This window comes from Nocardia sp. NPDC055053 (genome assembly GCF_053608285.1).
Genome location: NZ_JBSGVD010000062.1, coordinates 1 through 22,068, shown reverse-complemented (window position 1 = coordinate 22,068; position 22,068 = coordinate 1). Strand labels below are relative to the sequence as shown.

Here is a 22,068-nt window from a genome sequence, read left to right as displayed (position 1 = left end):
CTTCGGTTCTTCAACGATCGGGGTGGAGCCGATGTCGTCGCAGGTCCGACGTCAGTTGCTGATGTCGGCGTTCTCGCGGTCCTCGTCGACGATGTCGTCGTCGGCGACCTCGGGGATGGCCTTGGTCTGGCGGGAGCCGGACACGGACTTGTTGTTGCCGTTGTTGCTGATGGACTTGCGCTCGGGGGCGCCGTCGAGCAGCTCGCTCTCCCGGTTGACCGCCGCGAGCATGGCGGGCACCGAGTCGAGCTGACCGCGGATACCGAGCAGCTGGGCCAGGACGCGGCCGCGCAGCACGCGCATCTCCTCGGCCAGTTCCTTCGCGTGCGCGATCTTGCGCTCGGAGGTCTGGGTGGCGGAGCTGATGAGACGGTTCGACTCATCGGTCGCGTCCTTGATCCGCTGGGCGGCCTCGGCGCGACTGGTGGCCTCGAGCTCCTCCATGGCACGGGTCAGCTTGGTGCGCCGATCGTTCATGGTGGCCTCGAAGTCCTGCTGGGTGGCCTTGCGCTTGGCCTCGGCCTCCTTGCCGAGACGTTCCACATCGGCCTGGGCGGCCTCGATGATCTTGGCGGACTCGGTGCGCGCGTTCGCGAGGGTCTGCTCGAACTCGATCTCGAGCGCCTCGCGCTTCTCCTTGGTCTCCGCGAGCAGCGACTCGTACTTGCCACGCATCTCGGTGGCCTGCTGCTCGGCGATCGACACCATCTCGGCGGCCTCGGCCTGCGCCAGCGCGCGGACCTCGGACGCTTCGTCCGAGGCGAGGCGCAGCATGCGCGAGATACGGTCGGACATTCCTTCGGCGGTGGTCGGCGGCACGGAAAGCCGGTCGACCTCCTTGCGGAGCTCGTCGATCTCGTCCCGCGCGTCTTCCAGCTGGCTGGCGAGATTCCGGGCCTGCGCGGCGGCAGCATCCCGGTCGGTGGCGGTGACGCGAAGCTCGGCGTCGAAGCGGTCGAAGTAGTTGCGCACCTCGTCTTGCGCATAACCCTTGCGCACAACGGTGAAGGGCAGTGCAACGAAGCGATTGCGATCGGACTCAGGTGACGACATGGCACACAAAATACAGCCTCGAGCGAGCCTGTGGAGACTCGACCGGGATTGTGATCTCGCCGAGATTTACCGACCGTATCCGCGTACTAGTGCGTAACATTCGGGTTTGGCTCGACGAGCTCCACCAGCACACCGCCAGCATCCTTCGGATGGATGAAGTTGATGCGGGAATCGGCGGTGCCGTGACGAGGTGCTTCGTACAGCAAACGGAGTCCACGGTCGCGCAGGAAGGTCGAGACGGCCTCGATGTCGGTGACCCGGTAGGCCAGCTGCTGCAGGCCCGGTCCGCTGCGGTCGATGAACTTGGCGATCGTCGACTCCGGGGTCAGCGGGGCCAGCAACTGCAGGGCGGTCGCGCGGTCGGCCGCCGCGGGGCACGACAGCATCGCCTCGACGACGCCCTGGGCCTCGTTGACCTCGCGATGGGTCTCGACCATGCCGAGATTGTCGGTGTACCAGGCGACGGCGGCGTCGAGGTCGGGCACGGCGATCCCGACGTGGTCGACGGCGATGACGTAGTCGGCGGGGATGATGTTCTCGTTGCTCACTCCTCGAAGCTAGCGCGTACCTGGGTGCTGTGTGCGCTCCGATACCGGTTACCGTTGAGTGCAACCCTTGACGTGCACGGCTGAGCGCTGTGTGCATCGCGGCGAGGTTCGACTCAATGAATGCGAGGCTTTCGTGACGACTTCTGTCATCGTGTCCGGTGCGCGTACCCCGGTCGGCAGGCTCCTGGGCGGTCTGAAGGACTTCAAGGCCTCGGATCTGGCCGGTGTGGCCATCAAGGCGGCGCTGGAGAAGGGTGGTGTGGCGCCCGAGCAGGTCGACTACGTCATCCTCGGTCAGGTGCTGCAGGCAGGCGCCGGGCAGTTGCCGGCCCGCCAGGCCGCGATCGCCGCGGGCATCCCGATGGATGTGCCGTCGCTGCTGATCAACAAGGTCTGTCTGTCGGGCATCAACGCGATCGCGCTGGCCGATCAGCTGATCCGCGCCGGTGAGCACGAGATCGTCGTGGCGGGCGGCATGGAGTCGATGAGCCAGACCCCGCACCTGCTCCCCAAGAGCCGTGAGGGCCACAAGTACGGCGACACCACCCTCGTCGACCACATGGCCTACGACGGCCTGCACGACGTGATCACCGACCAGGCGATGGGCCTGCTGACCGAGGATCGCAACGACCTCGACAAGGTCAGCCGCGAGGAGCAGGACGCGCTGGCCGCGGCCTCGCACCAGCGTGCCGCCGCCGCGTGGAAGAACGGTGTGTTCGAGAACGAGGTCGTTCCGGTGGCCGTGCCGCAGCGCAAGGGCGACCCGATCTACGTCACCGAGGACGAGGGCATTCGCGCCGACACCACCGTCGAGTCGCTGGGCAAGCTGCGCCCGGCCTTCCGCAAGGACGGCACCGTCACCGCGGGTACCGCCTCGCAGATCTCCGACGGCGCGGCCGCGGTGATCGTGATGAGCAAGGCGAAGGCCGAGGAGCTGGGGCTGGAGTGGATCGCCGAGATCGGCGCCGCCGGTCAGGTCGCCGGTCCGGACTCGACCCTGCAGGACCAGCCCGCCAACGCCATCCTCGCCGCGTGCGCCAAGGAAGGCATCACCCCGGCCGAGCTGGATCTGATCGAGATCAACGAGGCCTTCGCGGCCGTCGGTGTGTCCTCGACCAAGAAGCTGGGCTACGACCCGGAGAAGGTCAATGTCAACGGTGGCGCCATCTCCATCGGCCACCCGCTGGGTATGTCCGGCGCGCGCATCCTGCTGCACCTGGCGCTGGAGCTGAAGCGTCGCGGTGGCGGCGTCGGCGCGGCCGCGCTGTGTGGCGGTGGCGGTCAGGGCGACGCGCTGATCATCCGCGTCCCCGCCTGATCCTTTTCGACACGACGGGCCCCTGCCGAGCGCGGGGGCCCGTTTGTGTGACCGGTCCAACTACGTGGTGTCGTAGTGGGTCCGGCACAATGGGGATCATGGGTTTCTTCGATCTGCGGTCCACTGCCAGTCGTTTCCGGTTCTTCGCGGTGCTCGAGGCGCTGTCGTGGATCGGCCTGCTGACCGGTATGGCGTTCAAGTACATCCCCGCCGAGGGCAACGAGATCGGCGTGAAGATCTTCGGCCCGGTGCACGGTGGCATCTTCGTGCTGTTCGTGATCACCGCGCTGCTGGCCGCGCGTGAGCTGAACTGGAGCTGGAAGACCACCGTGCTGGCGCTGGCGTCGAGCATTCCGCCGCTGGCCACCGTGATCTTCGAGGTCTGGGCGGTGCGCACCGGTCAGCTCGGCGAGCTGAGCACCGGCGCCGCGAAGGGCTCCCCGGCAGCCGCGCCGACGGCTTCGTGACAAACTGGAAACTGTGACTCGACCCGCTGCCCGTCGTCCTTCGCCCGCCGCTGCCGCCGCCATGTCCGGTGCGGTGGATCTGTCCGCGCTGAAGCAGCCGCCCGCCGCCCCCGGCGGCGCGCCTGCGGCCTCGGGGAACCACTCGGTGACCGAGGCGGATTTCGAGACCAAGGTCATCCGCCGCTCGATGCAGGTGCCCGTGGTCGTCGCGCTGTACTCGCAGCGCAGCCCGGGCAGCGTCGAACTGATCCGCACGCTGGAACGGCTCAACGCCGACGATCGGGGAGCCTGGGATCTGGCCGCCATCGAGGCCGAGCCGAACATGAACATCGTGCAGGCGCTGCGCGTGCAGGGCATTCCCACGGTGATCGCGGTGGCGGGCGGGCAGCCGCTGGCCGACTTCGAGGGCGCCCAGCCCGAGGCCCAGGTCCGGCAGTGGCTGGACGCGGTCATGGACGCGACGGCGGGCAAGCTCGAGGGCGACTCCGACGGGCCGGAACCCGAGGTCGAGGACCCGCGCTTCACCGCAGCCGAGGACGCGCTCGCCGAGGGTGACATCACCGGCGCCGAGGCGGCCTACGAGGCGATCCTGGCCGAGGAACCCGCCAACGAGGAAGCCAAGGCGGCCCTGCGCCAGCTGCGCTTCCTGACCAGGGCCCAGCAGATCGACCCGGCCGTGGTCGCCACCGCCGACGCCGATCCGGCGAATCTGGACGCAGCCCTCGACGCCGCCGACGTGGAACTGCTCGAGCAGCGCCCCGAGGCCGCCTTCGACAGGATCATCGCCGTCATCAAGCGCACCGCGGGCGACGACCGCACCATGGCGCGCACCCGCCTGCTCGAGCTGTTCGAGCTGTTCGATCCGGCCGAGCCCTTCGTGGTCGCGGCCCGTCGCAAGCTGGCCACCGCGCTGTACTGACGCGCCGAACCTTCCTCTTCGGGGCCGTCCCGGCTGAACTGCCGGGACGGCCCCGCCGTATCTCCGATAGACCCGCGGCAACCGGCCGCGAGCTGACCGGAGGAGAACGATATGACCTCACTCGACCATTCGGCCGCGCCGGACCAGGCCGAGGTGGAAGCCTTCGCGGGCACGATGATCGAGATGCTCGACCACGCGAGCACGGCCCTGATGATCAGCATGGGGCACCAGGTCGGGCTGTTCGACACCATGGCGGCCAACCCGGGCGCGACCAGTTCGGAACTCGCCGCGGCGGCCGAGCTGGACGAACGCTACGTCCGCGAATGGCTCGGCGCCGTCACCACCGCGGGCATCGTGCGCTACGACCCGCCGACCGCCACCTACACCCTGCCGCCCGCGCACGCACCGAGCCTGACCAGGGCCGCAGGCCCGGACAACCTCGCCAGGATCATGCAGTTCATCGCCCAGCTCGGCGAGGTGGAGCCCAAGATCGTCGAACGGTTCCGGATCGGCGGCGGCCTGTCCTACGACGACTACGCCCGGTTCCACGCGCTGATGGCGGAGGAGAGCGCCGAGGTGTTCGACGCCGCGCTGATCGACGTGGTGCTGCCGATGTCGCCGGGGCTGACCGACCGGCTGCTGATGGGCATGGACGTCGCCGATATCGCGTGCGGCAGCGGCCACGCGGTGAACCTGATGGCGCGGGCGTTCCCGGCCAGCCGGTTCCGCGGCTACGACTTCTCCGCCGACGCGATCGCGGCGGGCAGGGCCGAGGCCGAGACGATGGGCCTGACCAACGTCGAGTTCTTCGTCCAGGATGTCGCGGAGCTGAACGAGCCGGGATCGTGCGATCTGATCACCGTCTTCGACGCGATCCACGACCAGGCGCATCCGGCCCGGGTGCTGGCCAACATCGCCGCGGCGCTGCGCTCCTACGGTGTCTTCCTGATGGTCGACATCCACGCGTCGAGCATGCTCGAGGAGAACATCGACCTGCCGCTCGGCCCGTTCCTGTACGCGATCTCGACGATGCACTGCATGTCGGTGTCGCTGGGGCAGGGCGGTGACGGGCTCGGCACGGTCTGGGGTGAGCAGCGGGCGCTGTCGATGCTCGCCGACGCCGGGTTCACCGACGTGCAGATTCATCATGTCGACGGTGATCCGCTCAACACCTACTACGTGGCGAACAAGGACTGAGCTACGGTCGAAACATGGGCTCCAAGAAGAACATTCAGCAACAGGTCGTGACCGCCGTCGAGCGGCCGTTCAACTGGGTCGCGCGGAGACTGCCCGGCAAGCAGCTGCTCGAGACCACCGGCCGGGTGAGCGGGCAGCCGCGGACAACACCGATCGGCGGGCGCCGCATCGGTGACCAGTTCTGGCTGGTCTCCGAGTTCGGCGAGCGTTCGCAGTATGTGCGCAACATCATGGCCGACAACCGGGTGAGGGTGCGGCTGCGCGGGCGCTGGCACAGCGGCACCGCCCACCTGATGCACGACGACGACCCGCGCGCCCGGCTGCGGGCGCTCCCGCGCTACAACAGCGTCGCGGTGCGCGCGCTCGGCACCGATCTGCTGACGATCCGGGTCGACCTGGCCTGAGCTCAGCGTTCGGCGGCCAGCCAGACCGCACTGCTCGGCGCGAGGGTGACGGTGGCCGAGGCGGGCCTGCCGTGCCATGGGGTGTCGTCGGCTCGGACGACTCCCAGGTTGCCGAGGCCGGAGCCGCCGTACTCCTGGGCGTCGGTATTGAGGACCTCGTGCCAGGAACCGCTGTGCGGCAGGCCGATCCGGTAGTTCTGTCTTGTCGAGCCGGAGAAGTTGAAGACACAGGCGACCGCGCTGCCGTCGGAGCCCCAGCGCAGGAACGCGAAGACATTGGCCGCGCTGTCGTCGGCCTCGATCCAGGAGTGCCCGCCGGGGGTGGTGTCCTGGCTCCAGAGCGCCGGATGCGCGGTGTAGGTGCGGTTGAGGTCGGCGACCATCGTCGAGATGCCCTGGTGGAGTGGGTTTTCCAGCTCGTGCCAGTCCAGGCCGCGGTCGTTGTCCCATTCGCGGAACTGGCCGAACTCCTGGCCCATGAACAGCAGTTGCTTGCCGGGGTGTGACCACATGTAGGCGAGTAGGGCGCGCACGCCGCTCGCCTTGGCGAAGTCGTCGCCGGGCATCCGCGTCCACAGCGTGCCCTTGCCGTGCACGACCTCGTCGTGGCTGATCGGCAGCACGTAGTTCTCGCTCCACGCGTAGACCAGCGAGAACGTCATCTCGTTGTGGTGCCAGGACCGGTGGATCGGGTCGCGGCCCAGGTAGCCGAGGGTGTCGTGCATCCAGCCCATGTTCCACTTCATGGTGAAACCGAGGCCGCCGACATCGGTGCCGCGGGTGACGCCGGGCCAGGTGGTCGACTCCTCCGCGACGGTGACCACGCCCGGGTAGGCGCGGTGCACGGTGTCGTTGAGTTCCTGCAGGAAGTCGACGGCTTCCAGGTTCTCCCTGCCGCCGTAGACATTCGGCTCCCAGCCACCCTCGGGCCGCGAGTAGTCCAGGTAGAGCATGGAGGCGACCGCGTCGACGCGCAGGCCGTCGAGGTGGAATTCCTCGATCCAGAACGCGGCGTTGGCGACCAGGAAGTTGCGCACCTCGTTGCGGCCGAAGTCGAAAACGTAGGTGCCCCAGTCGAGTTGCTCACCGCGGCGTGGGTCGGGGTGTTCGTAGAGCGGGGTGCCGTCGAAGCGGGCCAGCGCCCATTCGTCGCGCGGGAAGTGCGCGGGCACCCAGTCCAGCAGCACGCCGATGCCCGCGTTGTGCAGGTGGTCGACGAAGTAGCGGAAGTCGTCGGGGCTGCCGAAACGGGAGGTTGGCGCGTAGTAGGAGGTGACCTGGTAGCCCCACGAGCCGCCGAACGGGTGCTCGGCGACCGGCAGCAGTTCGACATGGGTGAAGCCCGTCGTGCGCACGTAGTCGGCGAGCTGGTGCGCCAGCTCGCGGTAGCCGAGGCCGGGACGCCATGACCCGAGGTGCACCTCGTAGACGCTCATGGGGGAGTGGGTGGCGTCGGTGCGCGCGCGGCGGTCCAGCCACGCGCTGTCGGTCCACACGTGGTCGGCGCGGCTGACCACCGATGCGGTCGCGGGCGGCACCTCGGTCGAGAAGGCCAGTGGATCGGCATGATCGACGACGCGGCCGTCGGCGCCATGCACCCGGTACTTGTAGCGCGTGCCGGGCCCGACGCCGGGCACGAACACCTCCCACACCCCGGACGTGCCGAGTGCGCGCATCGGCGCCGAGCTGCCGTTCCACTGGTCGAAATCGCCGAACACGGTGACGCCGCGGGCATTCGGCGCCCACACCGCGAACGACGTGCCGTCGACATCGCCGTCGAGGGTGGTGTAGTGCCGCGGATGCGCGCCGAGCACCTCCCACAGCCGGGTGTGGCGGCCCTCGCCGATGAGGTGCAGATCGAACTCGCCGACAGTGGGCAGGAAGCGGTAGCCGTCGGCGGCGATCACGGTCTGGCCGCCCGGGTATTCGGTGCGGACGCGGTAGTCGTCGATCTGCGGATACGGCAGGACCGCGGCGAAGACGCCGTGCCCCAGCGACTTCAGCGGATGTTCGCTGGCGCCGACCAGCACGGTCACCGTCTCGGCGTGCGGGCGCAGCGCCCGGACCGCGGTGCCGTCGGCGTGCGGGTGCGCGCCGAGGACGGTGTGCGGGTCGGGATGGGTACCCGCCGCCAGCAGCATGAGATCGCGGCGCTTCATCTACAACGTCCTGCGATAGGCCAGCGGTGCTCGGGCGGCGGCGGGGACGGCGGGCAAGGCCAGGATGTGCGCGGGGGCGCGGGCGGGATCGAGGCGAACGAAATTGGTTTGCCCCCAGTGGTATTCCTCGCCGCTCACCTCGTCGAACACCACCGGGTGGTCGTGCCATTCGCGGCCGATCGCGGGCAGGTCCAGCGAGATGTGACCCTGTTCGGCGCCGTACGGGTTCAGGTTCACGATCACCAGCACCGCGTCGCCGGAGATCGGATCGAACTTGGAATACGCGAGCAGCGCGTCGTTGTCGATCGCGTGGAAGTGGATGCAGCGCAACTGTTGTAGCGCGGGGTGGGCGCGGCGGATCTCGTTGAGCCGGGTCAGCCACGGTTCCAGCGACTCGCCGCGGGCCAGCGCGCCGGCGAAATCGCGGGGGCGCAGTTCGTACTTCTCCGAGTCCAGGTACTCCTCGCTGCCGGGGCGCACCGCCTCGTGCTCGAACAGCTCGTAGCCGGAATACACGCCCCACGTGGGGGACAGGGTCGCGGCGAGGACGGCGCGGACGGCGAACATGCCCGGACCGCCATGTTGCAGGCTTTCGTGCAGGATGTCGGGGGTGTTCACGAACAGGTTCGGCCTGGCCTCGTCGGCCTTGGCGGCCAGCTCGTTGCCGAACTCGGTGAGCTCCCACTTGTAGACGCGCCAGGTGAAATACGTGTAGGACTGGCTGAATCCGCGGCGCGCCAGGCCGTAGAGCCGGGCCGGGCGGGTGAACGCCTCGGACAGGAAGATCACGTCGGGATCGGTGCGGCGCACCTGCGCGATCAGCCACTCCCAGAAGTCGGCGGGCTTGGTGTGCGGGTTGTCGACGCGGAAGATGGTGACGCCCAAGGCGATCCAGTGCCGGACGACCCGCAGCACCTCGGCGTAGAGGCCGTCGGGATCGTTGTCGAAGTTGACCGGGTAGATGTCCTGGTACTTCTTCGGCGGGTTCTCCGCGAAGGCGATGGTGCCGTCGGGCAGGGTGGTGAACCACTCCGGGTGGGCTTGCACCCACGGGTGGTCCGGTGCGCACTGTAGGGCGAGGTCGAGTGCCACCGACAGGCCGAGATCCTGTGCGGTGGCGACGAATTCGGTGAAATCGGCTTCGGTGCCGAGCAGGGGGTGGATCGCGTCGTGGCCGCCCTCGGCCGAGCCGATGGCCCACGGCGAACCGACATCACCGGGTTCGGTGGTGAGGGTGTTGTTGCGGCCCTTGCGATTGATCTCGCCGACCGGATGGACCGGCGGCAGGTAGACCACGTCGAAACCCATGCCCGCGATGCGGGGGAGTTCGCGGGCGGCCGTCGCGAAGGTGCCGTGCACGGGGTTGCCGTCGGGGTCCCAGCCGCCGGTCGACCGCGGGAAGAACTCGTACCACGACCCGACCAGCGCGCGGCGGCGCTCAACCAGCACCGAGTGCTGGGCGCCACGGGTGACCATCTCGCGCAGCGGGGTCGCGCGCAGGATCTCGGCGACCTCCTCGGAGAACGCGGGCGCGACCCGGGCTGGGAGCTGCTCGTCGCCGCGCAGGGCGGTGGCGGCAGCGCGCAGTCGTTCGAACTGCTTCTTCGGGACCAGCTGCGCGGCTCGCTCGAAGAGTGCAGCGCCGATCTCGAGGTCGTTGGCCAGGTCGGCGGCGCTCTGGCCGACCGCGAGCTTGGCCTCGACCGCCGAACGCCAGGTGGCGATCGGGTCGCTCCAGCCTTCGATGCGGAAGGTCCAGGTGCCGGGGGTGTTCGGGGTGAAGATCGCGTTGAAGACGTCCGGTTCGTAGTCGGGCGACATCCGGATGCGGGTGATGCGCGACGAGCCGGGCGCGCGGACCGCCAGCGTCGCTGCCACGGCGTCGTGGCCCTCGCGCCACACGACGGCGCGGACGGGAAACACCTCGCCAACCGCGGCCTTGGCCGGGCGCCCGCCGGGTATCGACGGGGCGATGTCATCGATGGCAATCCGGCCGGTCACCGCACAAACCTACTGCATGTGCGGCGGTCGGGGGTTGCGGGACGCGGGCCCCGTGCACGCGGGTTCGGCGGCCGATCAGGCGGCGCGCAAGCCTGCGAGGAGCCGGTCGAGCGCGGCGATGGTGTCGGGAAGCGCGCCGGGGTCGGCGGCGGTCGCGAGCCACAGGGCGGCCTCGTTCATCGCGCCGGAGAGGAGCTGGGTCAGCGGGGCGACCGGTTGCCGCGGGAGTATCCCGGCGTCGACCAGTGATTGCAGGGCTTCGTCCAGGTGGCGTGCCGAATTGGCCTCGTCCATGGCGCGCCATTCGTGCCAGCCGAGTACCGCGGGGCCGTCGATCAGCATGATCCGCTGGACCAGCGGATCGGCGCACGCCCGCAGGAAGGCGGCGCAGCCGGTGGTCAGCTGCGTCCACGGGTCAGGCTCGGCGTCCGCGGCGGCGGCCACCTGTGCACCGACCTCCTCCTGCACCTGAGTCAGCACCGCCTTGAACAGCTCGGCCTTGCTGTCGAAGTGGTGGTACAGCGCGCCCTTGGTGACCCCGGACGCCGCGACAATCTCCGACAAGCCAACGGCCGCATACCCTTTCGCGGCGAACAGGCGCCTGCTCTGCGCCACCAGAACCCGCCGCGTCTCCTCCCGTTGCTGCGTCCGTGTCATCCCTGTCCTCCCATTGACCTACCGCCGGTATGTGAACTATCCTACGATACATACCGACGGTATGTGAAAGGGAAACGTCATGGCACTGAGCAGCTTCTACCCGGTCCTCGCCACCACCCAGATCGCGGAATCGCGCGACTTCTACACGCGCTGGTTCGGCTTCGAGATCACCTTCGAAGCCGACTGGTACGTCAGCCTGCGCCGCCCCGGCTGCGACGGCGAACCCACCTACGAACTGGCCCTGCTCGACCCGACCCACCCGACCATCCCCACCGGCTACGGCAAACCGGTCCAGGGCATCGTGCTGAACTTCGAAGTCGACAACGTCGACACGGAATGGGAACGCCTCGTCGTCACCGGCGGCCTGCACGCCGAACTCGAACTCCGCACCGAAGACTTCGGCCAGCGCCACTTCATCATCACCGACCCCTCCGGCGTCCTCATCGACGTCATCACCGAAGTACCGCCGTCCCCCGAATTCGCCGCCCAATTCACCCAGTAGACCCGCGAAGCACCGCAACCAACTGATCCCGCAAGAACATGGGTAACTCCCCAACCACCTCCCAGCCCTCCCCGCCCAACGCAAGCCCGACTGCCGACATCCGAGCTCCCGGGCGACACGCTGAATACGCGGGGAGGCGGTACAGTGCGGCGGGTGAAGGCACTTCGTCGGTTCACTGTCCGTGCCCATCTGCCGGAGCGGCTCGCCGCGCTGGGTGAGTTGTCGACGAACCTGCGGTGGTCGTGGCACGGCCCCACGCAGGATCTGTTCGCCGAACTCGACCCGGAGCTGTGGCGCGTTGTCGGCCAGGACCCGGTGCGGATGCTGGGGGAGGTGCCCGCCGAGCGGCTCGACGAGCTCGCCGCCGATCCCGCCTATATCGCCCGCGTCGACGCGGCGGCGGCCGGTCTGCGGGATTACCTGACCCGGCCACGCTGGTTCCAGGAGCAGACCGGAACCGACGTGGCCGGTATCGCCTATTTCTCGATGGAGTTCGGCGTCACCGAGGTGCTGCCGAACTATTCCGGTGGTCTCGGCATCCTCGCCGGTGATCACCTCAAGGCCGCGTCCGATCTCGGGCTGCCGCTGATCGGCGTCGGGCTGCTGTACCGCTCCGGGTATTTCCGGCAGTCGCTGTCGGCCGACGGCTGGCAGATGGAGCACTATCCGGCGCTGGATCCGCAGGGTCTGCCGTTGCGGTTGCTCACCAGCGACGGGTCGCCGGTGCTGATCCATGTCGGCATGCCGGAGGGCCGGGTGCTGCGGGCCAGGGTGTGGATCGCCCAGGTCGGCCGGATTCCGTTGCTGCTGCTCGATTCCGATATCGCCGAGAACGATCCGGAATTGCGCGCGGTGACCGACCGGCTCTACGGCGGCGACCAGGACCACCGGATCAAGCAGGAGATCCTGGCCGGCATCGGCGGTGTCCGCGCGGTGCGCGCCTACACCCGCGCCAACGGTTTGCCCGATCCCGATGTCTTCCATATGAACGAGGGCCACGCCGGTTTCCTCGGGGTCGAGCGCATCCGCGAATTCGTCGCGGACGGACTGGATTTCGACACCGCACTGGCCGCGGTCCGTGCCGGAACCGTCTTCACCACGCACACCCCGGTGCCCGCCGGCATCGACCGGTTCCCGATGCCACTGGTGCGCCGCTACTTCGGTGGCGCGCACGGCGAATCCGAATCCGCTTTGCTGCCAGGGCTTTCCATCGACCGGATCCTCGCCTTCGGACGTGAGTCCGATCCGTCGGTGTTCAACATGGCGCACATGGGCCTGCGGATGGCACAGCGCGCCAACGGCGTGTCGAAGCTGCACGGCGAGGTCAGCCGGGAGATGTTCGCCGGGCTGTGGCCGGGCTTCGACGCGTCCGAGGTGCCGATCGGCTCGGTCACCAACGGCGTGCACGCGCCGACCTGGGCGGCGCGGGAATGGCTCGACAAGGCCCGCGAGCTCGTCGGCCCCGAACTGGTCGAGGAGGCGCGGGGCTGGGAGAAGCTCAGCGATGTCGACCTCGGGCAGCTGTGGTCGACGCGAAACACCTTGCGCGGCGTGCTGATCGACGAGGTGCGCCGTAGGCTGCGTGACTCCTGGCATCAGCGCGGCGCGGCCGACGCCGAACTGGCCTGGATCGACGGCGTCTTCGACCCGAATGTGCTCACCGTCGGCTTCGCCCGCCGCGTGCCCACCTACAAGCGCCTCACCCTGATGCTGCGTGACCCCGAACGGCTGCGCGCGCTGCTGCTCGATCCGCAGCGTCCGGTGCAGCTGGTGGTCGCGGGCAAGAGTCACCCCGCCGACGACGGCGGCAAGGCACTGATCCAGCAGGTCGTGCGCTTCGCCGACGACCCGGCGGTGCGGCACCGCATCGTCTTCCTGCCCGACTACGACATGTCGATGGCCCGCTACCTGTACTGGGGTTGCGATGTGTGGCTGAACAATCCGCTGCGCCCGCTCGAGGCGTGCGGTACCTCCGGCATGAAGTCCGCGCTCAACGGCGGGCTGAATCTGTCCATCCGCGACGGCTGGTGGGACGAGATGTACGACGGCGAGAACGGCTGGGGCATCCCCACCGCCGACGGTGTCCGCGACGAGCACCGTCGCGACGATCTCGAGGCCTCGGCGCTGTACGAGCTCGTCGAACGCACCGTCGCGCCCCGTTTCTACGATCGCGACGCCGCCGGTGTGCCGGTCCGCTGGACCGAGATGGTGCGCCACACCCTGCAGACCACCAGCCCGCAGGTGCTGGCCTCGCGCATGGTGCGCGACTACGCCGAGCAGTACTACGGTCCAGCGGCCGCGGCGTTCGGCCGGGCCGCCGCCGACAAGTTCGCCGGCGCCGCGCAGGTCGCCGAGTACCGCAAGCGGGTCGACACGGCGTGGCCGTCGGTGCGGATCGTGCAGGTCGACAGCTCCGGACTGCCCGACACCCCGGTGATCGGCGCGGAACTGTCGCTGCGCGCGCGCGTCGAACTCGGCGGGCTCGCGCCCTCGGATGTCGTGGTGCAGGCCGTGCTCGGGCGGGTGTCGCCGGCCGACGACCTGTCCGACACCACCGTCATCGAGATGACGCACACCGGCACCGACGACGGCACCCACCTGTACTCCGTGCAGTCCCCGGTGCCGCTGTCCGGCGCGGTCGGCTACACCGTGCGGGTGCTGCCACACAACGCGCTGCTGGCCTCGGACGCCGAGCTGGGACTGGTGGCGGTCGCGGGGGCGTGACCTGCACCGCGACGGCGGCGGCGAGTTCTTCGATTCAGTGAACTTTCCGCTACCGTTCCTGGGTCATTCTTCTTTGAACCGCGGACTGGAGTGTCATGGCCAGCGATGTCGCAACCCGCGCCCGAGGGCGCCTCGACAGATACTTCGGTGTCACGTCGAGCGGGTCCACCTTCAAGCGCGAGGCGATGGCGGGCACGGTCACCTTCCTGGCGATGTCGTATGTGCTGGCGGTGAATCCGTCGATCCTCGGTGACGAGGGTGCCCTGGGCGACAAAGGCATCCCGATGCAGGCGGTGTTCACCGCGACGGCGGTGGCCGCGGTCTTCGGCACGCTCGTCATGGGTATCTGGGCGAAGTATCCGATCGCGCTCGCGCCGGGTATGGGCCTCAACGCGTTCTTCGCCTACACGGTGGTGCTCAGCATGGGCATCCCGTGGCAGGTGGCACTGTCGGGCACGTTGCTCTCGGGCATCATCTTCTTCATTCTCGCGGTGACCAAGGTCCGCGAACGGATCCTCAACGCGATCCCGTTGCAGATGAAGTTCGCGGTCGGCGCGGGCATCGGGTTGTTCGTCGCGTTTCTCGGTCTGAAGAACGCGGGCATCGTCGTCAACAGCGACGCGACGCTGGTCGCCCTCGGCGACTTCACCAAGGGCACGACGCTGCTCGCGCTGTTCGGCCTGGTGGTCACGGTGATCTTCCTGGTGATCGGCTGGCACGCCGCGGTGCTCTACGGCATCGTCGCGACCACGATCGTCGGGATGGTGACCGGGCTCGTCGGGGTGCCGGACGGCATCGCCGAGCTGCCCAAGGGCCTGGATCAGACCTTCGGCCAGGCGATCATCCACCTGCCCGACGCCTTCACCGCGCAGATGATCGTCGTCGTGCTCACCATGCTGTTCGTCGACTTCTTCGACGCCTCGGGCACGCTGATCGGTGTCGCGAACCAGGCGGGCCTGCTGAACAAGGACGGCACGTTGCCGCGCGCGGCGAGTGCGCTGGCGGCCGACTCGGTCGGCACCACGGCGGGCGCGATCATCGGCACCTCGACCACCACCGCCTACGTGGAATCGACCGCGGGTGTGTCGGCGGGCGGCCGGACCGGCCTCACGGCGGTGACGACGGCGGGCTGGTTCCTGATCGCGATGTTCTGCTATCCGGTGTTCTCGGTGATCGCCGGATCGGCCGAGGTCACCGCGCCCGCGCTGATCGTGGTCGGCGTGCTGATGGCGCGTGCGCTCGGCGACATCGACTGGCAGCACCTCGAGTACTCGGTGCCCGCGTTCCTCACCGTGATCATGATGCCGCTGACCTATTCGATCGCCAACGGATTGGCGATGGGCATGATCTTCTACCCGGTGGTGATGGTCGCCCGAGGCCGGATCAAGGAAGTGCATCCCGCCATGTGGGGGTTGATGGTGCTCTTCCTCGGGTACTTCTTCTTCCTCGTCGAGTAGGTACTCGCACCATAGGTATGCCTATACTTAGGCTAGCCTAGCCAAGCTTGAAGGAGAATTACCTATGAAGCGCTCGCTCGTTGCCGCGTCGATGGCGGTTGCCACCATCTTCGCGCCGGTCACCGCTGCCGTCGTCGCCACCGCCCCCGCCGCGATCGCCGCCCCGGCGACGCCGTCGGCCGGTCAGCTCCAGGGCAAGCTGCAGGCGGCCATGAACGGTTCCTCGGCCGAGCTCGAGTCGGGCAACGCCGGTGGCCTCGCGGTCGTCCGCGACACCGTCAACCGGATCCCCGGTTACAGCTGGGATGTCTCGGGTCCGGTGACCGTGGACGGCGACACCCTGTCGGCCACCCTGAACAGCCGCCTCGGTGACTACACCTTCCCGATCCCGGTGACCTGGAAGGACGTCGACGGCACCTGGAAGCTGTCGCAGGAGTCCGAGAGCACGCTGATCAGCTACGCGACCATGGCGTGGTGAGCTGAGTTCTTTCATCTGGAAGGGCCGTCCCGATCGGGGGCGGCCTTTTCGTTGTTTTGTGATCAGGGTCACAGAACTGCTGGGGGTGGCGTGAAATAGTTGACCCCGGATCCAGGGTTGTGACCGGAAGAGGCAATCGGACTGCGGTCCGGTTGCGGGCATGTATCGAATCGCAGATGAGGAAACGATGACCGACACCGCTACCCGCACCACTCCCACCACCGACGAGGTCAATGCGCTCGGCATCGGCCTGCTGGTGCTCCGCGTCGGCTTCGGCGGCCTGATGGCCGCCTACGGCGCCCAGAAGTTGTTCGGCTGGTTCAACGGCATGGGCTGGCAGGCCACCACCGACGGCTTCGAGGCGATGGGCTACAACCCGGGCGTGGTCTTCGGAACACTGGCCGGACTCAGTGAACTGGTCGGCGGCCTGCTGCTGGTCTTCGGGCTCTTCACCCCGCTCGCCGCGGCCATCGTCGTCGGCACGATGATCAACGCGATCAACGTGCTGTGGAGCGGCGGCCTGTTCCCGGCGGACCCGTCGGTGACCGGCTTCTCCAGCCCGCTGGTCTACGCGATCGCCGCCGCCGCGCTGGCCTTCACCGGACCCGGCCGGTTCTCGCTCGATGCCGGCCGCCCGTGGGCGCGCCAGGGTGTCGTGTGGGGTGCCGCGGCCGTCGGCGTCGCCGTCGTGGCCGCGGTGCTGACCCTGATCCTCAAGGCAGCGCTCTGAGCTAGCCGAGACAGCGGCGCGGCAACCGGAATCCGGTTGTCGCGCCGCTTCTTTCGTACCCGGCCGTGGACGTTTCGTCATCGGCCGTATGCCCGCGGTTCCACGCAGTACCCGCACCTGTCGCCGGCACCGATTACCCTCGTCGGCGGCGCCTGTCGACGCGGCGCCGCGCATCGTCCGCGGATCGAAGAGGAGAGTTGCGATGAAGGCCTACGACCTGGGTTTCGGAGATTCGGCGGACAAACTGGCCGAGACGCCCGGCGGTGAACCGCTGACTCTCGACGCGCCGGTCCGCGCGGGCTGGATCGGCAGCGAAGGGCCCGCGATCGACCCGGCGACCTGGCCGCGCGGACCGGTCACCGGACTGCCGATGATGCACGCGCTCACCCTGCGCCTGCCCGCCGACTTCCAGCGCCGCGGCCCCGGCTTCCCCGCGATCGCCTTCTTCCAGGGTGAGGGCCAGTTCGCCGACGCGACCAACCCCGTCGAGGCCGACCCGGCCGCCGACGACCCGGTCGCCCGCGACCTGGTCGCCACCCGCCTGCACGCCCAGCTGCAGCTGCTGCACGACGAGATCGGCGGCGTGTTCGCCCTGATCTGGCTGACCGAAGCGGAATTCGCGGGCGGCCCCGTCACCCCGCCCGCCGACGTGCGCCCGCCCGGTTCCCCCGTCGCGAGCGACGAGGGCCGCAACGCCTGGGACGACATGCACCCCACCGTCGGCGTCTGGCTCGCCGAACGCACCGCCGATCCCAATATCGGCATCCCCCCGGTCGAATACGAACCCAACACCCGCTATCAGGACCCCCTCACCGAGGACTCCGGCTGGAACCCCTGGGCCGAGCCCCTCTTCGGCCGCTCCCACCTCGGCGGAACCGCCTTCCCCGTTCAGGCCCTCCCCGAAGGCCTGACCCCGTACTACCTGGAGATCGAAGAAGTCGCGGGCATGAACTTCGGCGGCGGCAACGCCCAACTCGATTTGGAGTCAGGCGTTTTCGACTGGGCCTGCGGGTAGGCGTCAGTCGACCATGGCCGGACGGTCGTCGTCGGGGTGCGCTCCGTCGGCGACCCGCTCCGTCTCGATCGGCTGGGAAATCTGTTCGGCGGCAGGGGGATTGATGATGATTGGTGCTATCGGCTCGGGCTGTGGCCGGGCGGAGCGGACCAGGCGGACCAGGCCGATCAGCACGGTCAGGTAGATGACGACGTAGATGTTCATCATGATCTGGGCGCCTGGCCACCATGGGGGCAGGAGGAAGGTGCCGACGCTGACCCAGGTGGGGGTGTAGGTGTAGGTCCAGGCGGCGATGGCGATGTAGAGCGCGCCTGCGGCGAGCCACCAGCGGCCGCGGGTTTGGGCGCGGTGGATCAGGTAGACCATCAGGGGGACGAACCAGACCCAGTGGTGGCCCCAGGAATAGGGGGAGACCGCACAGGCGGTGAGGCCGCCGAGGGTGACCGACAGGAGTGGTTCGCCGCGGCGCGCGAGTGTCGCGGACAGCCACAGTGCGACGAGGGCGAGCGGGATCGCGACGAGCAGCCACAGCCAGACCGGGGCAGGGCCGTGGACGAGGTGGGCGATGGCGCCGCGCAGGGACTGATTGGCGGGGTGGACGTCGGGGGCGATGCGGCCGGACTGGAAGAACGTCGAGGTCCAGTACTGATAGGAATCGCGGGGCAGGACAAGGGCGGTCAGGCCGATCGACGCGACGAAGGTGAGCGCGGCGGTGGCCGCGGCGCGCCACCGTCGCTGCGCCAGATACTGGGCGACGAAGTAGAGCGGCGTCAGCTTGATGCCCGCGGCGATGCCGACGCCAAGGCCGCGCAGCTTGCTGTGCTCGGCGCGGGAGAAGTCCCACAGCACCAGCAGCATGAGCCACAGGTTGATCTGCCCGTAGTAGAGGGTGGTGCGGACGGGCTCGGCGAAGACACAGGCCAGCGTGATCAGCGCACTGACGACGGCCAGGCGCGGCGTCACCCGGTAGCCGAGCATCCGCCAGCTCTGCAGCACACACCCGAACAGCACGGCGAGATTGAGCACCAGCCAGGTCGTGGTGACGGCTCCCCACGGCACCAGCATGAGCGGCAGGAACGCCAGCGCCGAGAACGGTGTGTAGGTATAGAGGAGGCCGTAGTGCGTCGGCTCGATGTAGAGCGCCCGATCGTGCAGCACCCGCCAGCCGCCGTCGCGGTAGATGTGGACGTCGAGGCCACCGACGAGAATGCCGCCATCGTTCATCCACGGGTCCATGGTGGTGAACAGCAGCGTCACGCCGAAGACGGCGGTACCGAGTAACAGGAGGAGCGTCGAGACTGTGCGCGGGATCGCTGCGCGTCGAGATTTCTCCACCACGGCCGTGCTACCGGCCGGCTCGCATCGTATGCACGCCTAAGAACCTACCGCCCGTCCACTACGCCGCCGCGATCCGGCCCGACCTTGGTAGGAGATCCCTATGAACCAAGGCGGCGAACCGATCTCGGTGGCGCAGGTCATGCGGCCGGTTGCAGGACCAGCATGGTGTCGGCGCCGTGGTGGAATTCGTAGCGGGTTTTGCGCAGTGCGGTCGGGATGCCCTTGTCGTGTAGTTCGGTTCTGAGGTGGTCGATCAGGTCGTCCTGTGGGGCGCCGGTGTAGTCGAGCAGTGGGTAGAGCCTGGCCTCGCCCACGGTGACGCGGGACAGTTCGAGCAAGGCGGCGAGATGGAAGTCGGCGTCGAGGCGGTCGGCGTAGCTGAACAGCAGGTGCGAACTGAGGGCGAGGTCGAAGGACCCGTCGGGGAAGGGGAGTTCGGGCAGGCTCGCCGCGATGTAGCGGTGCGGTTCGGCGCGCACGTCGTCGGCGAAGCGGCGGGCCGCACCGCGCCGGATCGCGGCGTGGCCGGCGGGGGAGCCGTACCAGTCCCAGCGGTAGCGGTGCGCGTTGGCGGCGGCCCAGGCGACGGCGCGGTCGTTCTCGGTGACCGCGTCGACGGATAGTTCCGTGGTCGAGCGTGCGTAGATCGGATCGACCGCGGTGACCGCGGCCCCCAGCGTGCTGGCCTCGGCGGTGAAACTCGCTGCGCCGCCGGGACAATCGAGAATTCGGCGACCGGTGAGATCGTCGTCGGACAGGTGAAACATCGCGCGGTACTCGGCCAAAGATCTTGCGCTGACCAGAAATTCACCGAGTACCTCGCCATCGGCGTGGTGCTTCATCACCCCACGGTCTCACGACTTGCGTTCGCCCGGTGGTGAATTCACTGGTGTGGTCATTCGGATTGCAAGACTCGATGTAAAAGTCCCTCAGCTCAGGCAGACGCGGTGAGCCTGCGCAGCGCCTTGGCGACCACCTCGGGATCGGTGGTCTCCCAGTACGGCGGCAGCGATGCGCGCAGGTAGCTGCCGTAGCGGGCGGTGGCCAGGCGCGAATCGAGGATCGCGACAACGCCGCGATCGTCGACGCTGCGCAGCAGCCGCCCGGTGCCCTGGGCCAGCAGCAGTGCCGCGTGGTTGGCCGCCACCGTCATGAAGCCGTTGCCGCCCCGTGACTCCACCGCCCGCTGCCGCGCGGTGAGCAGCGGATCGTCGGGGCGGGGGAACGGAATACGGTCGAGGATGACCAGACTCAGCGACGGGCCGGGCACGTCGACGCCCTGCCACAGCGTGAGCGTGCCGAACAGCGAGGTCGCCGGGTCGTCGGCGAATTTGCGGACCAGCGCGCCCATCGAATCCTCGCCCTGGCACAGCACCGGCGTGTCGAGTCGTTCGCGCAGCGCCTCGGTCGCCGCCTTGGCGGCGCGCATCGAGGAGAACAGGCCGAGTGTGCGGCCGCCCGCGGAGGTGATGAGCTGCTCGATCTCGTCGAGATAGGCGGGGGACAGGCCGTCGCGACCGGGCGCGGGCAGGTGCTTGGCGACGTAGAGGATGCCGGACTTGGCGTGGTCGAACGGGGAGCCGACGTCGAGGGAACTCCAGCGCACCGATTCGAGGTCGGCCGGTGCCGTCGCGCCGTTGGCCATGGCCGGATCGACCTTGCCGCCCTGCTGCGACGGCAGGCCCCAGGTGATCGCCAGCCCGTCGAACGAGCCGCCGATCTGCAGCGTCGCGGAGGTGAGTACCACGGTCGCGGTGCCGAACAGCCTGCTGCGCAACAAGCCACCGACCGACAGCGGCGCCATTCGCAACGTGCGGCGCGCGACACCGCGGATCTCGTCGGCCGACAACCAGATGACGTCGCGGCGCGCGGCCGGATCGGCTTCCTCGAACGCGGTGAGCGCGCGGACCGCCGCGTCGTGCACGTCGTCGATCGCGGCCACCGCCATCGTGCGGGCTGCGGCGTTGTCGGGATCGTCGGTGGCCTTGACGCTGCCCTGCGGCGCGATGGCGGTGCGCGCGTTCCAGGCGGCGTCGCGGACAAGGGCGAGCACGGGGGCGATGCCGTCGGGGAGTTGGTCCCAGCGGCCCGGCGGCATGTCTTCGAGTGCCTCGTGGAACGCCTCGGCGGCGCCTTCGAGCCGGTCTACCTCGCGGTCGTCGATCAGCTTGGTGCAGCGGCGGGCGGCGGCGCTGATCGCGGTCGCGGCGAGTTCGGCGGTCGCGACCCCGGTGACCCGGTCGACCAGCTCGTGCGCCTCGTCGATCACCACGACATCGTGTTCGGGCAGCACCTGGATGCCGCTGATCGCGTCGATGGCAAGCAGGGCGTGATTGGTGACCACCACGTCGGACTGCGCCGATTCCGCGCGTGCCTTCTCGGCGAAACAGTCCTGGCCGAACTGGCAGCGGGTCTTGCCAAGGCACTCCCGCGAGGACACGCTGACCTGGCGCCAGGCCCGGTCGCTCACGCCGGGGGCGATCTCGTCGCGGTCGCCGGTCTCGGTGTCGGAGGCCCATTCGTTGAGGCGCTGCACCTCGCGGCCGAGCTTGGAGATGGCGAACGCGTCGAACAGTTCGGCCTCGCCGCCGGTGTCCTCCGGGATCACACTGTTGATCTTGTTCAGGCACAGATAGTTGTTGCGGCCCTTGAGGATCGCGAACTGCGGCACCCGGCCCAGCGGCTTGGCGAGCGCGTCGGCCAGCCGCGGCAGATCACGGTCGACGAGCTGACGCTGCAGCGCGATCGTCGCGGTGGAGACGACCACGGTGCGCCCGGTCCGCACCGCGTGCCGCAGGCTCGGCACGAGATAAGCCAGCGACTTACCGGTGCCGGTACCGGCCTGGACCGCCAGGTGCTCCTTGGTGTCGATCGCATGGTCGACAGCGGTGGCCATGGTGGTCTGACCGGTGCGTTCCGTGCCTCCCAGGGCATGCACGGCGGTGGCGAGCAGGTCGGCGACGGGAGGAAGTTCGGGCACGGACGCAGCTTATCCGTCACCTAAGACAGATTTGCCGGAGCGCTGGCGCGCTCGAGGTCGCGGCCCCTCCTGTCCCGCCGGTCAGGCGCCGTTGCTTGCTCCTTCGTCGCCTACGCAACGG

At 68.8% G+C, this 22,068-nt stretch carries 19 protein-coding genes; 11 read left to right on the top strand and 8 right to left on the bottom strand.

The window, feature by feature from the left end; genetic code table 11:
• Positions 1-51: 51 nt before the first annotated feature.
• Both ACWF82_RS33145 and mce read right to left on the bottom strand, forming a co-directional pair.
• Entirely contained in the window at positions 52-1,053 is a 1,002-nt protein-coding gene (locus ACWF82_RS33145; protein WP_452507518.1) for a hypothetical protein, read from the bottom strand.
• Positions 1,054-1,139: 86 nt separating this feature from the next.
• The gene (gene mce, locus ACWF82_RS33140; protein WP_452507517.1) at positions 1,140-1,601 is read right to left on the bottom strand and encodes a methylmalonyl-CoA epimerase; all 462 of its coding nucleotides are present in this window, start codon (positions 1,599-1,601) and stop codon (positions 1,140-1,142) included.
• Positions 1,602-1,734: 133 nt separating this feature from the next.
• Between mce and ACWF82_RS33135 the strand changes: the two genes are divergently transcribed.
• The 5 genes from ACWF82_RS33135 to ACWF82_RS33115 all read left to right on the top strand — a co-directional run bounded on the left by ACWF82_RS33135 (position 1,735) and on the right by ACWF82_RS33115 (position 5,906).
• Positions 1,735-2,919: an acetyl-CoA C-acetyltransferase gene (locus ACWF82_RS33135; RefSeq protein ID WP_452507516.1), complete on the top strand. Its 1,185-nt coding sequence runs from the start codon at positions 1,735-1,737 to the stop codon at positions 2,917-2,919.
• 98 nt (positions 2,920-3,017) lie between these two features.
• On the top strand, positions 3,018-3,386 hold the full coding sequence (locus ACWF82_RS33130) for a DUF3817 domain-containing protein (RefSeq protein ID WP_379310317.1): 369 nt from the start codon (positions 3,018-3,020) through the stop codon (positions 3,384-3,386).
• Between the two features lie 61 nt (positions 3,387-3,447).
• The gene (locus ACWF82_RS33125; protein ID WP_452507519.1) at positions 3,448-4,305 is read left to right on the top strand and encodes a tetratricopeptide repeat protein; all 858 of its coding nucleotides are present in this window, start codon (positions 3,448-3,450) and stop codon (positions 4,303-4,305) included.
• A gap of 111 nt (positions 4,306-4,416) precedes the next feature.
• Positions 4,417-5,502 carry a class I SAM-dependent methyltransferase gene (locus ACWF82_RS33120; RefSeq protein ID WP_452507515.1) on the top strand — a complete coding sequence of 362 codons (1,086 nt, stop codon included), beginning with the start codon at positions 4,417-4,419 and terminating at the stop codon, positions 5,500-5,502.
• 14 nt (positions 5,503-5,516) lie between these two features.
• Complete coding sequence (locus tag ACWF82_RS33115) at positions 5,517-5,906, top strand: nitroreductase/quinone reductase family protein (RefSeq protein WP_452507514.1); 390 nt, start codon at positions 5,517-5,519, stop codon at positions 5,904-5,906.
• A 2-nt stretch (positions 5,907-5,908) separates the two neighbouring features.
• On the opposite strand, the gene glgB is transcribed toward ACWF82_RS33115, so the two are convergent.
• The 3 genes from glgB to ACWF82_RS33100 form a co-directional block, all read right to left on the bottom strand.
• A complete protein-coding gene (gene glgB, locus ACWF82_RS33110) occupies positions 5,909-8,065 on the bottom strand; it encodes a 1,4-alpha-glucan branching protein GlgB (RefSeq protein ID WP_452507513.1) in 2,157 nt (718 codons plus the stop codon).
• A complete protein-coding gene (locus ACWF82_RS33105; protein WP_452507512.1) occupies positions 8,066-10,066 on the bottom strand; it encodes a maltotransferase domain-containing protein in 2,001 nt (666 codons plus the stop codon).
• Between the two features lie 75 nt (positions 10,067-10,141).
• On the bottom strand, positions 10,142-10,723 hold the full coding sequence (locus ACWF82_RS33100; RefSeq protein ID WP_452507511.1) for a TetR/AcrR family transcriptional regulator: 582 nt from the start codon (positions 10,721-10,723) through the stop codon (positions 10,142-10,144).
• Between the two features lie 79 nt (positions 10,724-10,802).
• Here ACWF82_RS33100 and ACWF82_RS33095 point away from each other — a divergent pair, with 79 nt between their 5' ends.
• The 6 genes from ACWF82_RS33095 to ACWF82_RS33070 all read left to right on the top strand — a co-directional run bounded on the left by ACWF82_RS33095 (position 10,803) and on the right by ACWF82_RS33070 (position 17,629).
• Positions 10,803-11,225, top strand: coding sequence for a VOC family protein (locus tag ACWF82_RS33095; RefSeq protein ID WP_452507510.1), 423 nt, complete (start codon positions 10,803-10,805; stop codon positions 11,223-11,225).
• Positions 11,226-11,378: 153 nt separating this feature from the next.
• Positions 11,379-13,949, top strand: coding sequence for an alpha-glucan family phosphorylase (gene glgP / locus ACWF82_RS33090; RefSeq protein WP_452507509.1), 2,571 nt, complete (start codon positions 11,379-11,381; stop codon positions 13,947-13,949).
• Between the two features lie 95 nt (positions 13,950-14,044).
• On the top strand, positions 14,045-15,406 hold the full coding sequence (locus ACWF82_RS33085) for an NCS2 family permease (protein ID WP_452507508.1): 1,362 nt from the start codon (positions 14,045-14,047) through the stop codon (positions 15,404-15,406).
• A 64-nt stretch (positions 15,407-15,470) separates the two neighbouring features.
• On the top strand, positions 15,471-15,884 hold the full coding sequence (locus tag ACWF82_RS33080) for a hypothetical protein (protein WP_452507507.1): 414 nt from the start codon (positions 15,471-15,473) through the stop codon (positions 15,882-15,884).
• Between the two features lie 187 nt (positions 15,885-16,071).
• Entirely contained in the window at positions 16,072-16,614 is a 543-nt protein-coding gene (locus ACWF82_RS33075) for a DoxX family protein (RefSeq protein WP_452507506.1), read from the top strand.
• 202 nt (positions 16,615-16,816) lie between these two features.
• Entirely contained in the window at positions 16,817-17,629 is an 813-nt protein-coding gene (locus tag ACWF82_RS33070; protein WP_452507505.1) for a hypothetical protein, read from the top strand.
• Positions 17,630-17,632: 3 nt separating this feature from the next.
• On the opposite strand, the gene ACWF82_RS33065 is transcribed toward ACWF82_RS33070, so the two are convergent.
• From ACWF82_RS33065 to ACWF82_RS33055, 3 genes are all read right to left on the bottom strand, one after another.
• Positions 17,633-18,886, bottom strand: a complete 1,254-nt coding sequence (locus ACWF82_RS33065) for a glycosyltransferase 87 family protein (RefSeq protein ID WP_452507504.1) — start codon at positions 18,884-18,886, stop codon at positions 17,633-17,635.
• Positions 18,887-19,104: 218 nt separating this feature from the next.
• The gene (locus tag ACWF82_RS33060) at positions 19,105-19,809 is read right to left on the bottom strand and encodes a methyltransferase domain-containing protein (RefSeq protein ID WP_452507503.1); all 705 of its coding nucleotides are present in this window, start codon (positions 19,807-19,809) and stop codon (positions 19,105-19,107) included.
• Between the two features lie 92 nt (positions 19,810-19,901).
• Positions 19,902-21,947, bottom strand: a complete 2,046-nt coding sequence (locus ACWF82_RS33055; RefSeq protein ID WP_452507502.1) for an ATP-dependent DNA helicase — start codon at positions 21,945-21,947, stop codon at positions 19,902-19,904.
• Between the last annotated feature and the right edge of the window lie 121 nt (positions 21,948-22,068).

Excerpts from the sequence above, each read along its gene's own strand:
- ACWF82_RS33145 (WP_452507518.1), bottom strand. The coding sequence starts at position 1,053 with ATGTCGTCACCTGAGTCCGATCGCAATCGCTTCGTTGCACTGCCCTTC.
- ACWF82_RS33130 (WP_379310317.1), top strand. The coding sequence starts at position 3,018 with ATGGGTTTCTTCGATCTGCGGTCCACTGCCAGTCGTTTCCGGTTCTTC.
- ACWF82_RS33125 (WP_452507519.1), top strand. The coding sequence starts at position 3,448 with ATGTCCGGTGCGGTGGATCTGTCCGCGCTGAAGCAGCCGCCCGCCGCC.
- ACWF82_RS33120 (WP_452507515.1), top strand. The coding sequence starts at position 4,417 with ATGACCTCACTCGACCATTCGGCCGCGCCGGACCAGGCCGAGGTGGAA.
- ACWF82_RS33115 (WP_452507514.1), top strand. The coding sequence starts at position 5,517 with ATGGGCTCCAAGAAGAACATTCAGCAACAGGTCGTGACCGCCGTCGAG.
- glgB (WP_452507513.1), bottom strand. The coding sequence starts at position 8,065 with ATGAAGCGCCGCGATCTCATGCTGCTGGCGGCGGGTACCCATCCCGAC.
- ACWF82_RS33100 (WP_452507511.1), bottom strand. The coding sequence starts at position 10,723 with ATGACACGGACGCAGCAACGGGAGGAGACGCGGCGGGTTCTGGTGGCG.
- ACWF82_RS33095 (WP_452507510.1), top strand. The coding sequence starts at position 10,803 with ATGGCACTGAGCAGCTTCTACCCGGTCCTCGCCACCACCCAGATCGCG.
- ACWF82_RS33085 (WP_452507508.1), top strand. The coding sequence starts at position 14,045 with ATGGCCAGCGATGTCGCAACCCGCGCCCGAGGGCGCCTCGACAGATAC.
- ACWF82_RS33080 (WP_452507507.1), top strand. The coding sequence starts at position 15,471 with ATGAAGCGCTCGCTCGTTGCCGCGTCGATGGCGGTTGCCACCATCTTC.
- ACWF82_RS33075 (WP_452507506.1), top strand. The coding sequence starts at position 16,072 with ATGACCGACACCGCTACCCGCACCACTCCCACCACCGACGAGGTCAAT.
- ACWF82_RS33070 (WP_452507505.1), top strand. The coding sequence starts at position 16,817 with ATGAAGGCCTACGACCTGGGTTTCGGAGATTCGGCGGACAAACTGGCC.
- ACWF82_RS33060 (WP_452507503.1), bottom strand. The coding sequence starts at position 19,809 with ATGAAGCACCACGCCGATGGCGAGGTACTCGGTGAATTTCTGGTCAGC.